Source organism: Bradyrhizobium sp. 21 (assembly GCF_023073335.1).
Classification (GTDB): domain Bacteria; phylum Pseudomonadota; class Alphaproteobacteria; order Rhizobiales; family Xanthobacteraceae; genus Bradyrhizobium.
Genome location: NZ_JADPJG010000006.1, coordinates 1 through 12,882, shown reverse-complemented (window position 1 = coordinate 12,882; position 12,882 = coordinate 1). Strand labels below are relative to the sequence as shown.

The window sequence follows — 12,882 nt, the reverse complement described above, 5'->3', positions numbered from 1 at the left end:
TCTGTTCGTCTTCGATCGTGGAGGCGGCATTTTGCAAAGTTCTTCTTGAGGTCAGCATGCCCATCAACATCCTGATGCCCGCTCTCTCGCCGACGATGGAGAAGGGCAACCTCGCCAAGTGGCTGAAGAAGGAAGGCGACAAGGTCAAATCCGGCGACGTCATTGCCGAGATCGAGACCGACAAGGCCACCATGGAGGTCGAGGCCATTGACGAAGGCACGATCGCCAGGATTTTGGTGCCCGAGGGCACGCAGGATGTGCCGGTCAACGACGTGATCGCGGTGCTGGCCGGCGAGGGCGAGGACGTGAAGGCCGCAGGTGCCGCCAAGCCCAGCGCTTCGGCCGCGCCTCCCAAGGCCGAGAAGCCTGCTGAGGCTCCGGCAGCTGCTCCGGCTCCTGCTGCTCCCAGGGCTGCAACGCCGCCCGCCGCCGCACCTCCGCCGCAGGCCGCAGCTCCTGCCGCGCAGAGCAACGGCCACGCTGGCCGCGTCTTCTCCTCGCCGCTGGCGCGCCGTCTCGCCAAGGAGGCTGGCGTCGATGTTGCGATGGTGACAGGCACCGGCCCGCACGGCCGCGTGGTCGCCCGCGACGTCGAGCAGGCCAAGTCCGGCAAGGGCCTGAAGGCCCCCGCGGCGCCATCAGCTGCGCCTTCGGTCGCGCCAACCATGTCGGACAAGCAGATCCTGTCGCTGTTCGAGCCGGGCTCCTATGAGGTCGTCCCCCATGACGGCATGCGCCGCACGATTGCGCAGCGCCTGACCGCGTCGATCCAGAACGTCCCGCACTTCTACCTCACCATCGACTGCGACATCGGCAAGCTGCTCGCCGCGCGCGAGGAGATCAATGCGGCCGCTCCCAAGGACAAGGAGAAGAAGCCGCTCTACAAGATCTCGGTCAACGACTTCGTCATCAAGGCGATGGCGGTCGCGCTCCAGAAGATCCCGAACTGCAATGTGAGCTGGACCGAATCCGGCATGGTCAAGCACCACCATTCCGACGTCGGCGTTGCGGTGGCGATGCCCGGCGGCCTGATCACGCCGATCATCCGCAAGGCCGAGACCAAGACGCTGTCGACCATCTCCAACGAGATGAAGGATTTTGCGACACGCGCCCGTTCGCGCAAGCTGAAGCCCGAGGAGTATCAGGGCGGTACGACGGCTGTCTCGAACCTCGGCATGTTCGGCATCAGCCATTTCACCGCCGTGATCAATCCGCCGCATGCGACCATCCTCGCGGTCGGCACCAGCGAGGAGCGGCCTGTGGTCCGCGGCGGCAAGATCGAGATCGCGAACATGATGAGCGTGACCTTGTCCTGCGATCACCGCGCCATCGACGGCGCGCTCGGCGCCGAGTTGATCGGCGCCTTCAAGCAGCTGATCGAAAATCCCGTCATGATGATGGTGTGACGAAGCGAACTCGCGTCGTCATTGCGAGCGAAGCGAAGCAATCCAGGACGTGACCGGCACACTGGATTGCTTCGTCGCAAGAGCTCCTCGCAATGACGGTCTCGAACATTGAGGCCGGTTGAACGGAACGAGCGCAAAGCATGGCCGACACATCCTTCGACATCATCATCATCGGCTCCGGTCCGGGCGGCTATGTCACCGCGATCCGCGCGGCACAGCTCGGCTTCAAGGTCGCGATCGTCGAGAAATCCTATCTCGGCGGCATCTGCCTGAACTGGGGCTGCATCCCGACCAAGGCGCTGCTGCGCTCGGCCGAGATCTACCACTACATGCAGCACGCGAAGGATTACGGCCTCTCGGCCGACAACGTCTCGTTCGATCCGAAGGCGGTGGTGCAGCGCTCGCGCGGCGTTTCGAAGCGGCTCAATGACGGCGTCGGCTTTCTGATGAAGAAGAACAAGGTCAGCGTGATCTGGGGCGCCGCCTCGATCGACGCGCCCGGCAAGGTCACCGTGAAGAAGTCCGATGTCGAGGGCCCCAAGGGCGCGCTGGGCGAGGGGGCTTATCAGGCCAAGCACATCATCGTCGCCACTGGCGCGCGGCCGCGCGTGCTGCCGGGGCTCGAGCCCGACAAGAAGCTGATCTGGACCTACTTTGAAGCGATGGTGCCGGAGCGGATGCCGAAGTCGCTGCTGGTCGTCGGCTCCGGCGCGATCGGCATCGAGTTCGCCTCGTTCTTCCACACCATGGGCTCCGACGTCACCGTGGTCGAAGTGCTGCCGCAGATCCTGCCCGTCGAGGATGCCGAGATCGCAGGCATTGCCCGCAAGCGTCTGGAGAAGCAGGGCATCAAGATCATGTCCTCGACCAAGGTGACGAAGCTCGAGAAGAAGGCCGACAGCGTCGTCGCCACCATCGACGACGGCAAGGGCAAGCCTGTCACCACCGAGTTCGAGCGCGTGATCTCGGCGGTCGGCGTCGTCGGCAACATCGAAAATCTTGGCCTCGAAAAGCTTGGCGTGAAGACCGACCGCGGCCGCATCGTGATCGACGGTTACGGCAAGACCAACATCCCGGGCATCTACGCCATCGGCGACGTCGCCGGTCCGCCGATGCTGGCTCACAAGGCCGAGCATGAGGGCGTGATCTGCGTCGAGGCGATCAAGGGCCTGCATCCGCATCCCATGGACAAGAACCTGATCCCAGGCTGCACCTATTGCCAGCCGCAGGTCGCCTCTGTCGGGCTGACCGAAGCCAAGGCCAAGGAGGGTGGCCGCGAGATCCGCGTCGGCCGCTTCCCCTTTGTCGGCAACGGCAAGGCGATCGCGCTCGGCGAGGACCAGGGCCTGGTCAAGGTCATCTTCGACAAGAAGACCGGCCAGCTGCTCGGCGCCCACATGGTCGGCGCTGAGGTCACCGAGCTGATCCAGGGCTACGTCGTCGCCATGAATCTGGAGACCACGGAAGAAGAGCTGATGCACACCGTGTTCCCGCATCCGACGCTGTCGGAGATGATGAAGGAAGCCGTGCTGGATGCGTATGGACGGGTGTTGAATATCTAACTGCTGCCAAAGAGAGCATTCGTAAATAAGAAGGAAACCAGCCCATGCAGGACAACGACAACCTCACCATCGAGCGCCCGACCTTCGTCACCCATCTCGAATGCGCGATGGAGGGCGATCATTACGCTGCTGACCAGGTCCACAACCTGTCGAAGGCCGGCAAGCCGCTGCTGGTGCGCTACGACCTCGCCGGCGTCAAGAAGGCGCTGACCAAGGACGCGCTGAGCCACCGCCCCGCCGACATGTGGCGCTACCGCGAGCTGCTGCCGGTGCGCAAATGCGCGGACATCGTCTCGCTCGGCGAGGTCACGACGCCGCTGATCCGGCTGCCCAAGCTCGGGAAAAAGCTCGGCGGCGGCCAGATCATCGTCAAGGATGAGGGGCGGCTGCCGACCGGCTCGTTCAAGGCGCGCGGTCTGGTGATGGCGGTGTCGATGGGTAAGGCGCTCGGCATCAGGCACATGGCGATGCCGACCAACGGCAATGCCGGCGCGGCGCTCGCGGCCTACGCGACCTCCTGCGGCATCAAGACCACGATCTTCTGCCCGGCCGATACGCCGGAGGTGAATGTCAGCGAGATCGAGCTCCAGGGCGCGACCGTCTACCGCGTCAACGGCTATATCGACGATTGCGGCAAGATCGTCGGCGAAGGCAAAGCAAAAGTCGGCTGGTTCGACACCTCGACCTTGAAGGAGCCGTACCGGATCGAGGGCAAGAAGACGATGGGCCTCGAACTCGCCGAGCAGCTCGGCTGGGACGTGCCCGACGTGATCTTCTATCCGACCGGCGGCGGCACCGGCCTGATCGGCATGTGGAAGGCCTTTGACGAGCTCGAGAAGATCGGATTCATCGGCAGCAAGCGCCCGCGCATGGTGGCGGTGCAGGCCTCCGGCTGCGCGCCGATGGTGCGCGCCTACGAGGCCGGCACCGAGCATGCGGCGCGCTGGGAGGACGCCCACACCATCGCGTCGGGCATCCGTGTGCCGCAGGCGATCGGAGATTTTCTCATCCTGCGCGCGGTGCGCGAGAGCAAGGGTTTTGCCATCGCGGTCGACGACGATAAGATCTCATCGGCGCTGAACGAGGTCGCGCGCGAGGAGGGGCTGCTGCTCTGCCCAGAGGGCGCTGCGACCTACGCAGCCTACAAGGACAGCCTCGCCGACGGTCGCGTCTCGAAGGGTGACCGCGTGATGCTGTTCAACTGCGCGACCGGGCTGAAGTACCCGCTGCCGAAGGTCGACCGCGCGCTCGATCGCCACAAGCCGATCGACTACACGCAGTTCTAGCGCGTCATTTCGTCTCGTCACGAACGATCCCTCTTCCCGTACGCGGGAAGAGACAAAAATAACAATGACATCGCTCGGGAGAAGACCATGAAGGCCGCTTGGGCTGCACTGATTGCTATTCTCGCTGTTACCGGCACCGCGCGCGCCGATGACTATCCCTCGCATCCCATCACCATCATCGTTCCCTTCGCCGCCGGCGGCCCGTCGGATGCGATGGCGCGCGTGCTCGCCGAGCGGATGCGGACCTCGCTCGGCCAGCCTCTGGTGATCGAGAACGTCACCGGCGCGGGCGGTTCGATCGGTGTCGGCCGCGCCGTGCAATCGCCGCCTGACGGATACACGATCTCGTTCGGTCATCTCGGCACCCACGTCGCCAACGGCGCCGTCTATAAGCTCAAATACGACCTCGTCGCCGATCTCGAGCCGGTGGTGCTGCTGCCGAGCAACCCGATGATCGTCGTCAGCAAGACCGCAGTGCCCGCGACCTCGCTGAAAGAGCTGATCGAATGGCTGAAGTCGCGACCGTCGCCGCCGACCGCCGGCACGGCCGGGGCGGGCTCCGGCAGCCACATCGCAGGCGTCTATTTCGAGAGCGTCAGCGGCATCAAGATGCAATACGTGCCGTATCGCGGCACGGCGCCCGCGCTGAACGATCTCATCGCCGGCCAGATCGACGTCATCATCGACCAGACCTCCAACTCCATCAACCAGGTCCGCGCCGGCACCATTCGCGCTTACGCCATCACCGACGACAAGCGTCTGGCCTCGGCGCCCGACATCCCGACCGCGGAGGAGGCGGGCCTCAAAGGCTTCAACATGACGCTGTGGTCGGGCATGTGGGTGCCGAAGGGCACGCCGAAGGCGATCGTCACCAAACTCAATGCCGCAGCCGTGGAAGCGCTGAACGATCCCGCCGTGAAGAAGCAGCTCGAAAGCCAGGGCCTGGAGATGACGCCGCAGGATCAGCTCACCCCCGAAGCCCTCGGCAAGCGGCAAAAGGCCGAGATCGCGAAGTGGTGGCCGATGATCAAGGCGGCGAACATCAAGGTGGAGTGAAGCGGCGTTCCGCATGCGTAGGGTGGATTAGCGAAGCGTAATCGACCAACGCCTCTATCCGCCGAAACAGAAGAGGTCGATTACGCCGTCGGACTGCGCTACGCGCAGCCGAGGGCTAATCCACGCTACGAGGCCACCGTCTAATCGACCGGCGTCGCCTTGGCGCTGGCATCCTTCGTCACCACGCGCTCGTCGCTCTTGCCGGCGACCATGCCGCTGCCCTCGAACCTCGCGCGGTAGACCAGCACGTTCTCCATGACTCGCTGGACGTAATTGCGCGTCTCCGACAGCGGGATGCGCTCGACCCAGTCGACCGGATCAACCTTGGGATCCCTGGGGTCGCCGCGCGCCTGTACCCATTCGCGGACACGGCCGCGGCCGGCATTGTAGCCGGCGAAGGTCATGATCTGGTTGCCGCGATATTCCGAAAGAAGCGCGCTGAGCTCGGCCGCGCCCATCTGCGTATTGTAGACGGGATCGGAGACCATTCTGTCCCAGTCATAGGTCAGGCCGAAGCGCTTTGCGGTGTCGCGGCCCGCTTCCGGCGTCACCTGCATCAGTCCGACGGCGTTCGCGGCCGATTTGTCGCGCTGGTCGAACGAGCTTTCGGTGCGTGCCACCGAATAGATCACGCTGGTCTCGATCACGGGCGCCACCTGCTTGTGCTCGGGAATGCCGATGGTCGGAAAGGCGTAATGGTCGAGCGCGAGCCCGCGAGCCAGCGCCGACTTGCCGATTTCCAGCATGACGCGTGCATCGTTGCGCCTGCCGGCGAGCTCGGCGAGCGCTTCGAGCGCGGCGACGTCGGTGCTCTCCTTGGCGAAATCCTCGGCGTAATAGAACACCATGTCACGCTCGCCGATGCCGTAGAGCATCTCGGCGGCGCGCACGCGATCGTCAGCGGGCGGCGTGTCGACCGCTGCCAGCACGGGCGAGGGCGGGCGCAGCTCGATCCGGTCGAGGCCGAGTCGCGCGCGCGCGAGCTGGCCGTAATAGGCGGTCGGATAGCGCGCGGCGACCTGATAGCTCAGGCGCGCGTCGGCCGTCGCGTTCATCGCCTCGGCGGCACGGCCGCGCCAGTAATGCGCGCGCGACAACGCGAGCGGATTGGCCGAGCCCTCGTCGATCGCGGCGAAGTGCACCATCGCCGCCCTGGGATCGTCGAGATAGCGCAGCGCGATCCAGCCGCACATGAAGTGGTAGTCGACGCGATAGACTTCCATCGCGGGCACGGCTGCCGTGCGCACCACGTCGTAGGCCGTCGTGAACTTGCCCTGGTCGAGCAGCTTGCGCGCGAGCAGGCGGCGCTCGCGCCACCAGGCGTCGGTGTCCTGCGCCGCCATCGTGTCGGGCGCGGCGGCCAGGATCACCTCGGCCGCGTCGTCGATGCGATCGTTCTGGAGATGCCATTGCGCGCGGCACAGCACATAGCCGAGATCGCGGCGCGCTTCGCTCGATACGTCCTCGAGATAGTCCTTGGCCTTGCTGGCCTTGCCGGTGACGGCGGCGCAGGCCTTGACGATCGCGAGCGCATCCTCGCCGAGCCGCTTGGCTGCGCGCCGCGCACCCGAATAGTCCTTGGCGCCGAGGCGCTTGTCCATGCGGGCGCGATGATCCTCAGCTGTCAGGAGATCGCGGAACGCCTCGTAGGAATCCTCCTCACTGCGTTCGGACAATTCATCCGTGCGCCAGGCCTCGCGCACCAGACGCGCGGCGCTGTCGCTGTCGCCCTCGGTCACCAGCACGCGGGCGAGCGCGAACTTGCCCTTGGCGCTGGTCGGCCGGTCCATCGTGAATTTGTGCACGGTCGCCGCGTCGGTCTTCTCCTGCCACAGCCGCGCCTCGGCACGGCGGCGGAGCAGGGCGCTGCTCGGCCAGTCCGGATTGGCGGCGAGGAAGCCGGCATAGCGCTTGAAATTCGCCGTGCTTTCGGAATGGCGCAGCATGAACCAGTCGGCGAGTTTCTGTCCGGCGGGGTCGGTGATGCGGTCGCGCGCCGCGCTCGCATCTTCGGTCTTGCCCTTGCGCGCGAGGTCGATGGCGTCCTTCAGCGCGGCGAGATCGCCGGTCAGCGGCGGGGCGGCCGGCTTGTCCGATGGCGCGTCGTCCTGCTGCTTCGACTTGCGCTTGGCCTCGGCATGCTTGCCGTGCCGCGCCTTGCCGGCGGAGGCATGGCGCTGCTTGCTGGCTTTCGCCTCATGCGTCTTCTTCGGAGCGGTCGATTTATGACTGCTCTTCGCCACCGACTCTGTGGGAAGGAAAGCCCAAGCGGTCATGGCAACGACACACGCGAGCGAGCGTAGGCACTGGTTCATTGCGTGGTCCCCCTGCGAAACCAGTACAAACCAAAATCCGCGGCAACATGCGGCTTGAGAATCAAAATGACATCAAAAACGATGCCACGGCATCGTTTCGCATTTCTCACGCTCGTTCAACAATGCGGCAAAATACGGATGGGACCGCGGGAACTTTGGCAAAGAGGAAAGGGCGGGCCTTTTAACCTTTGTTAACGAACCGGGCTCGCGCGGAGGTTGCGCGCGCTCGGAACGGCGGGAGGGGACCGTTTACGCGTGTTCCATCGGTCAAATCCGTGTATTGAGTTCCCCTAGCCCGTCCTTTCAGCCTTTGCCCACACCCCATGCCGCTTTTCAACCAGACGATCCGGCGCAAGATCGTCGGGATTGCCCTCGGATTGATCGTCCTGATGCTGGTCACCTCGATCCTGTCGATGGTGATGTCGAGCCAGGTCGGCGTCCTCCTTGACGAACTGACCAATCGCTACATCCCGGCCTACAGCCATCTGGCTCGCGCCAACATCCGCTCGCTGGAGCGCGCGCTGGCGCTGCGGCAAATGGTCATGACCAGGATGGGGGTGCCGTCGGACGAGGAGGCGTACGCGGCGCGGCTTCGCGACTTCGAGGCGTTGGACCGCAAGTTCGAGGAGGAGGCCGAGGCCGCGCGCAAACTCATTAATGCGATCATCGACGATCCCAGAACGTATTCCGACAATGCCGCGCTGGCACGGCTCGACGTCCGCATCGAGAGCGCCGTCACCGAGCTGCGGCGCAATCTGGACGAGGGCAATACGAAACTGCTCAAGCAGGTCGAGGCCAAAGACATGGCCCAGGCCCGTGGCACGCTGGAACAGCTCGACACGTCGCGCGACGCGTTCAACCGGAAGGTCGATGTGATCCGGGCCGACATGCTGACGCAGGTGTTCTTCTCGACGACGCAGGTGATCAGCCGCCAATACCAGGCGATCATCGTCTCGGGAGCCGTAACCTTGCTCGCAGCGGTGGTCGGATTTGCCTTTGCGCTGTTGGTGTCCAGCGGCATCACGCGCCCGGTACGACTGCTGCTGGCCGGCACCCGCGAGGTCGAGGCAGGCCGCTTCGACAAGACCATCACGGTCTCGACCCAGGACGAGATCGGCGAGCTCGCCGCGGCCTTCAACCGCATGACCGAGCAGCTCAGGCATAACGAGCGTGTCCGCGAGACCTTTGGCCGCTACATCGATCCCAAGGTGGTGCAGGGACTGATCGACCGGCCGGAGGTCGCCATCGACGGCGAGCGCCGGCTCATGACCATCATGTTCTGCGACATGAGCGGCTTCACCGCGATGAGCGAGGGCATGACGCCGCGCGGCCTAGTCAGGGTGATGAACCACTATTTCACGGTCATGTCCGCACCCATCAGGAGCAATCGCGGCATCATCGACAAATATATCGGTGACGCCATCATGGCCTATTGGGGCCCGCCCTTCATCGAGGAGGACGAGCCGGCGCTGCTCGCAGGCCTTGCTGCGATCGACATGGTCGACCAGGTGCCCGCGCTGCAGAAGCAATTGCCGGATCTGTTGGGCATCCGCGCCATGCCGGCACTGTGCGATTTGCGGATCGGCATCGCGACCGGCGAGGTCCTGACCGGCAGCATCGGCTCCGAGCTGATGATGAGCTTCACCGTGATGGGCGATGCCGTGAACCTCGCCTCGCGCCTGGAGGCCGTCAACAAGGTCTATGGCACCCGCATCCTGATCGCGCAGGCGAGCGCGGATGCGATCGGCCCGCACATCGAGCTGCGCGAGGTCGATCGGCTTGCGGTCGCCGGCCAGAGCGCGCCGCAAACGATCTTCGAGGTGATGGGTCGGGCAGGCGCGCTCGCCGCCGCGCATGAGAGCCTGCGCGCGCATTACGCCGAAGGCCTCGCCGCCTATCGCGCCCGCCGCTTCGACGAGGCGCGTGCCGCCTTCAACGCGGCGCTCGAAGCCGTCCCCGGCGACGGCCCCTCGCGCGCACTGCTCGCCCGCATCGCGCAGTTCGAGGCCAATCCGCCGGACGAGGGATGGGACGGCGCCTGGCGGCTGGAGCAGAAATAGCCGGCCGCGCGGGAAAAATTGATTCTAGTCGATAACGATGTTCGCCGTGACCTATTTCCCGGGCTTAGGTTCGATGTCCTTGAGGCGTTTGATGGGGACACGCCGATGACAGAACTTGAGGACAGGCTGGAACGGTTCGAGACGCTCACCGCCGAATGCGAGCTGATCAGCAAGCTCGCCACCGACTGCACCAAGCGCGAGTTTTATCTGAATCTTTCGGAGCAGTACCGTCAGCTGGCGGTGGACATGCGGCAGGCGATCGCGAGCAAGGCCGCGGCCTGAAGCCGGGTGCAATCCGTTCTTAACACTTGGCGCGCATCCTCGATGCAGATGCGGGGACGCTTGCTGCGATTCTCCGTGGAAGTGCCGTGGCTCGTTGCGGTGCAGCGCGCCTCGTGACTGTTGTTTTGTCGTGCCTCACAGGGCGATCCCATGCGCCTCCTTCCGGTCATCATGTTTGGGCTTTTGACGGCAGCCTGCAACCAGGAGCAGGACATCACCGGCTCGACTCCCGTCTGCGCGATGCGGAACTACAGCTCCTACAATCCCCGCGACATGAACCAGTGCGTTGCCGCCTGCAAGGCCTGCGACCACGGCAACACGGTCACCTGCAGCACCTCCTGCACCCTCAAAGGCGCGCACTGAGCGGCGCGGCTTCCTTGAGCTAGGCGCCGATGGTGCCTGGAAGGGTCTTGAAGGTGTCTTGGCACCGGAACGATTCACATGGATTAATCATTGAAGGGATGGGCAGGTCGCGGAGTCCTTTGGAATGGGTATGCTCGATCCTGGTCGGTTCCTGGTGTCGTGCTCGCATTGCGCGGCCTGGCCTATGGCAGCCAACGTGAAACGTTCCAGCTGGTCGGCATCCCCGAACGAGGTCTGTTTCGTGTGCCCGCGCTGCCGCCGCGAGGAGACTGCAATCATCTCCGCCTCCGGCGAGCTGACGCCGATCCGGCGTGTCGACGTCCCGCCGCGCGACGTCACCGCGGCCTGGGCTCAGGCCCAGCGTCCAAGAGGGCGGGCGTAGCCGGCCCGTGCCACTCCAAGGGCGAGCGTAGCCCGCCCGTCCCAGTCCAAGAGGGCGAGCGTAGCCCGCCCGTTCAAAGACAAGAGGGCGGGCGTAGCCTGCCCGTCCCTATCCCAAGAGGGCGGCCGTTCTCCTTATGGGGAACTGCCCCGGAAGGCGATCCCACTAGCGCAAATGTGCTAGGCTGGCCGCCAGGAGTTCATTCATGACTCATCCGATCCTGCCGCCTCATGCTGACGGCTTCCGGCTTCATCCCGTTGCGCCGCGACTTGCGCCGACGTTCGTCTTCGCGCTGCTGACCGTATCAAGCGCGCTCGCAAGCTTTGCGTTCGCCTGCGCCACGCCGTTTGCGGCTTTTGCGGTTGTCGCGGCGGCGATGCTGCCGCTACGCCCGGCGCTGCTCGTCGTCACCGGCACGTGGCTGCTGAACCAGACTATTGGTTTCGGCGTGCTGCACTATCCTATTGACGCCAGCACGATCGCCTGGGGCTTTGTCATCGGCGCCGCTGCGCTTCTATCGACAGCAGTGGCATCGACAGTTCTCCGCGTGCTGCCGCAGGGCCGCACGCCGCTGATGCTGGCAATCGTGTTCGTCGCCGCCTACGCGGTCTATGAGGTCGCGCTGCTTGCCGCGACGCCGTTCCTCGGCGGAGAGGGCGCTTTCACCGCCGCCATCGTTACCCGCATTGGGCTGTCCAGCGCCGTCTGGCTCGCCGGCCTCGTTGCAGTCTGCGAGATCGTCCGGCTGCTCGATCCGTTCGGCCGTCCGATGCGGAACGCCTAAGCGCCAACCGGGGCACTCAAGTCCGGTCATGACGATGACCGGACGTTAGCCCACCGCCGCAAGGCGACCGCCGTCCAGACCGTCTCGACAAGGCCGAAGGGCCAGGCGCCCTGGAGAAAGCCGTAGGTCCCGCTGAGCGCGCAGGCCGCCGCGAAGGCCAGCACATAATGCGGTCCGCGCGGCTCCAGCGCGTAGAACAGCAGCATCGCACTGACCGACAGCAGTCCGAAGATCGTGATTGCGTCCATCAGCCGGCCGGAGGCTTCGGCTTCTTGGCAACACCGAGGGCGTGGAAGACGGCGGGCTCCATCACCGGCCACAGCGCGGCCGTCGCGGTCAGGACGGTCGCGGCGCACATTGCAGCGAGCACGGACGATCGGATTTTCGAGCCGCTCGTCCGCGATCGCCAGACGATCCAGCCCCAGGCGCAGACCACGACGGCGACGGACAGTGTCGTCGTCAGCCTGTGCGCGTGATTGAGCACGGCGATGAGGCTTCCTGCACTGGCGAGCACGACGGCGGGCAAGGTGAAGGGAAGCACGCAGCACGCCGTGCAGGCGGCAGCGACAACCGCAGTCGCGACCGCGGTACCGGCGGCCTTGCCTCCACTTTGCTTTGGCTCGACCGCGCAGCCGCATCCCGGCGAGGTCTCGGACGGAAGATTGCAGGATGATCCAATAACGCTCATGTGATTCCCCTGATGCTTGTGCGCGATGGACCTGATCGCTACGCCCTCAAGCCACTTGAGGTTCAAGCGAAAAGTGAGAGCTCCATGAGAATTGGTGTCCTTGCCAAAGCCGCCGGCGTTTCCGTCCCGGCGATCCGCTACTACGAGAGCATCGGTCTTCTGACGCCGCCGGCGCGGCAAGGCGGCCAGCGCATCTATGGCAGCGATGATCTCAGGGCGCTCAGCCTCGTCAGGCATTGCCGCGAGCTCGACTTCTCGATCGACGAGACGCGCGACATCCTCGCATCGGTCCAGCGGCGCTCACCGTGTCGCGACACGAAGGTTCTTGCAGAGAAGCACCTCGGATCGATCAGGAAGAAGATCGCGGAGCTGCGCGCGCTGGAAGCGACCGTGGCCGCGCTGGTGAGTGGCTGCGAGACGACATGCTGCGGCAGCGCCGCGCCGGACTGTGTGATCCTGCAGCCGGGATGTGGGGCCGCGTGATCCGGGATAGCGCCTTGCTGTGACTTTCGCGATGCCGTCGCCATGATCCGTCGGGCAACACACCTGGCCATGTCTCGACATGGCCGTGTCAAGCCGGTGCAACTGAAATATTCCACTTTACCGAAATTCGGAAACGGCGTATGTGTCGGCCATCCCGGCTCGACCAAGAGGGGCGATCTTGAGTCGTCATTTTCGTGAGCCGGGCTTGCGGTGGA

General features: G+C 64.9%; 13 protein-coding genes. 10 read left to right on the top strand and 3 right to left on the bottom strand.

Annotated features, from left to right (window positions below; genetic code table 11):
• Nucleotides 1-56: 56 nt before the first annotated feature.
• The 4 genes from IVB31_RS09815 to IVB31_RS09800 all read left to right on the top strand — a co-directional run bounded on the left by IVB31_RS09815 (nt 57) and on the right by IVB31_RS09800 (nt 5,310).
• Nucleotides 57-1,406, top strand: coding sequence for a pyruvate dehydrogenase complex dihydrolipoamide acetyltransferase (locus tag IVB31_RS09815; RefSeq protein WP_247321292.1), 1,350 nt, complete (start codon nt 57-59; stop codon nt 1,404-1,406).
• Between the two features lie 140 nt (nt 1,407-1,546).
• Nucleotides 1,547-2,968 (top strand): dihydrolipoyl dehydrogenase, encoded by a 1,422-nt coding sequence (lpdA, locus tag IVB31_RS09810; protein ID WP_247321290.1) that lies wholly within the window; start codon nt 1,547-1,549, stop codon nt 2,966-2,968.
• Between the two features lie 44 nt (nt 2,969-3,012).
• Nucleotides 3,013-4,254 carry a threonine synthase gene (locus IVB31_RS09805; RefSeq protein WP_247321280.1) on the top strand — a complete coding sequence of 414 codons (1,242 nt, stop codon included), beginning with the start codon at nt 3,013-3,015 and terminating at the stop codon, nt 4,252-4,254.
• Between the two features lie 87 nt (nt 4,255-4,341).
• Nucleotides 4,342-5,310 (top strand): tripartite tricarboxylate transporter substrate binding protein BugD, encoded by a 969-nt coding sequence (locus IVB31_RS09800; protein WP_247321278.1) that lies wholly within the window; start codon nt 4,342-4,344, stop codon nt 5,308-5,310.
• Nucleotides 5,311-5,450: 140 nt separating this feature from the next.
• Here IVB31_RS09800 and IVB31_RS09795 read toward each other — a convergent pair whose 3' ends face one another.
• The gene (locus tag IVB31_RS09795) at nt 5,451-7,625 is read right to left on the bottom strand and encodes a lytic transglycosylase domain-containing protein (protein ID WP_247321276.1); all 2,175 of its coding nucleotides are present in this window, start codon (nt 7,623-7,625) and stop codon (nt 5,451-5,453) included.
• A gap of 323 nt (nt 7,626-7,948) precedes the next feature.
• Between IVB31_RS09795 and IVB31_RS09790 the strand changes: the two genes are divergently transcribed.
• The 5 genes from IVB31_RS09790 (at nt 7,949) to IVB31_RS09770 (ending at nt 11,496) form a co-directional block, all read left to right on the top strand.
• Nucleotides 7,949-9,685, top strand: coding sequence for an adenylate/guanylate cyclase domain-containing protein (locus tag IVB31_RS09790; protein WP_247321274.1), 1,737 nt, complete (start codon nt 7,949-7,951; stop codon nt 9,683-9,685).
• Nucleotides 9,686-9,790: 105 nt separating this feature from the next.
• Complete coding sequence (locus IVB31_RS09785) at nt 9,791-9,967, top strand: hypothetical protein (RefSeq protein WP_247321273.1); 177 nt, start codon at nt 9,791-9,793, stop codon at nt 9,965-9,967.
• A 150-nt stretch (nt 9,968-10,117) separates the two neighbouring features.
• Nucleotides 10,118-10,330: a hypothetical protein gene (locus IVB31_RS09780; RefSeq protein ID WP_247321272.1), complete on the top strand. Its 213-nt coding sequence runs from the start codon at nt 10,118-10,120 to the stop codon at nt 10,328-10,330.
• 196 nt (nt 10,331-10,526) lie between these two features.
• Entirely contained in the window at nt 10,527-10,712 is a 186-nt protein-coding gene (locus IVB31_RS09775) for a hypothetical protein (protein WP_247321271.1), read from the top strand.
• Nucleotides 10,713-10,917: 205 nt separating this feature from the next.
• On the top strand, nt 10,918-11,496 hold the full coding sequence (locus tag IVB31_RS09770; RefSeq protein WP_247321270.1) for a hypothetical protein: 579 nt from the start codon (nt 10,918-10,920) through the stop codon (nt 11,494-11,496).
• Between the two features lie 26 nt (nt 11,497-11,522).
• Here the strand turns inward: IVB31_RS09770 and IVB31_RS09765 are convergent, their stop codons facing one another.
• Both IVB31_RS09765 and IVB31_RS09760 read right to left on the bottom strand, forming a co-directional pair.
• Entirely contained in the window at nt 11,523-11,744 is a 222-nt protein-coding gene (locus IVB31_RS09765) for a hypothetical protein (RefSeq protein ID WP_247321269.1), read from the bottom strand.
• Nucleotides 11,744-12,184, bottom strand: a complete 441-nt coding sequence (locus tag IVB31_RS09760) for a hypothetical protein (RefSeq protein ID WP_247321268.1) — start codon at nt 12,182-12,184, stop codon at nt 11,744-11,746. Before IVB31_RS09760 ends, IVB31_RS09765 begins: the two co-directional genes overlap by 1 nt.
• An 84-nt stretch (nt 12,185-12,268) precedes the next feature.
• On the opposite strand from IVB31_RS09760, the gene IVB31_RS09755 reads away from it, so the two are divergent.
• Nucleotides 12,269-12,667 carry a MerR family transcriptional regulator gene (locus tag IVB31_RS09755; RefSeq protein ID WP_247321267.1) on the top strand — a complete coding sequence of 133 codons (399 nt, stop codon included), beginning with the start codon at nt 12,269-12,271 and terminating at the stop codon, nt 12,665-12,667.
• Nucleotides 12,668-12,882 lie beyond the last annotated feature (215 nt).

What these genes read in the sequence shown, in the direction of transcription:
- IVB31_RS09815 (WP_247321292.1), top strand. Translation starts at nt 57, where the DNA reads ATGCCCATCAACATCCTGATGCCCGCTCTCTCGCCGACGATGGAGAAG.
- lpdA (WP_247321290.1), top strand. Translation starts at nt 1,547, where the DNA reads ATGGCCGACACATCCTTCGACATCATCATCATCGGCTCCGGTCCGGGC.
- IVB31_RS09805 (WP_247321280.1), top strand. Translation starts at nt 3,013, where the DNA reads ATGCAGGACAACGACAACCTCACCATCGAGCGCCCGACCTTCGTCACC.
- IVB31_RS09800 (WP_247321278.1), top strand. Translation starts at nt 4,342, where the DNA reads ATGAAGGCCGCTTGGGCTGCACTGATTGCTATTCTCGCTGTTACCGGC.
- IVB31_RS09795 (WP_247321276.1), bottom strand. Translation starts at nt 7,625, where the DNA reads ATGAACCAGTGCCTACGCTCGCTCGCGTGTGTCGTTGCCATGACCGCT.
- IVB31_RS09790 (WP_247321274.1), top strand. Translation starts at nt 7,949, where the DNA reads ATGCCGCTTTTCAACCAGACGATCCGGCGCAAGATCGTCGGGATTGCC.
- IVB31_RS09785 (WP_247321273.1), top strand. Translation starts at nt 9,791, where the DNA reads ATGACAGAACTTGAGGACAGGCTGGAACGGTTCGAGACGCTCACCGCC.
- IVB31_RS09780 (WP_247321272.1), top strand. Translation starts at nt 10,118, where the DNA reads ATGCGCCTCCTTCCGGTCATCATGTTTGGGCTTTTGACGGCAGCCTGC.
- IVB31_RS09770 (WP_247321270.1), top strand. Translation starts at nt 10,918, where the DNA reads ATGACTCATCCGATCCTGCCGCCTCATGCTGACGGCTTCCGGCTTCAT.
- IVB31_RS09765 (WP_247321269.1), bottom strand. Translation starts at nt 11,744, where the DNA reads ATGGACGCAATCACGATCTTCGGACTGCTGTCGGTCAGTGCGATGCTG.
- IVB31_RS09760 (WP_247321268.1), bottom strand. Translation starts at nt 12,184, where the DNA reads ATGAGCGTTATTGGATCATCCTGCAATCTTCCGTCCGAGACCTCGCCG.
- IVB31_RS09755 (WP_247321267.1), top strand. Translation starts at nt 12,269, where the DNA reads ATGAGAATTGGTGTCCTTGCCAAAGCCGCCGGCGTTTCCGTCCCGGCG.